Origin of the sequence: Shigella sp. FC1967, from assembly GCF_001743005.1 — a bacterium.
Lineage (GTDB): Bacteria > Pseudomonadota > Gammaproteobacteria > Enterobacterales > Enterobacteriaceae > Proteus.
This window is the reverse complement of the sequence record NZ_MIIZ01000013.1, coordinates 1-321: the sequence shown is the minus strand read 5'-3', so window position 1 is coordinate 321 and position 321 is coordinate 1. Positions and strand designations below refer to the sequence as shown.

Sequence of the window (321 nt, the reverse complement as noted above, 5' to 3'; positions counted from 1 at the left end):
CCCGAACACCAGTGGTGCGTTCACTCCGGTCCTCTCGTACTAGGAGCAACCCCTCTCAATCTTCCAACGCCCACGGCAGATAGGGACCGAACTGTCTCACGACGTTCTAAACCCAGCTCGCGTACCACTTTAAATGGCGAACAGCCATACCCTTGGGACCCTACTTCAGCCCCAGGATGTGACTGAGCCGACATCGAGGTGCCCAAACACCGCCGTCGATATGAACTCTTGGGCGGTATCAGCCTGTTATCCCCGGAGTACCTTTTATCCGTTGAGCGATGGCCCTTCCATTCAGAACCACCGGATCACTAAGACCTACTT

General features: G+C 55.5%; 1 rRNA gene. It reads right to left on the bottom strand.

What is annotated here, in order from left to right:
* Positions 1–321 (bottom strand): 23S ribosomal RNA (locus tag BHE89_RS00115); the annotation flags it as partial.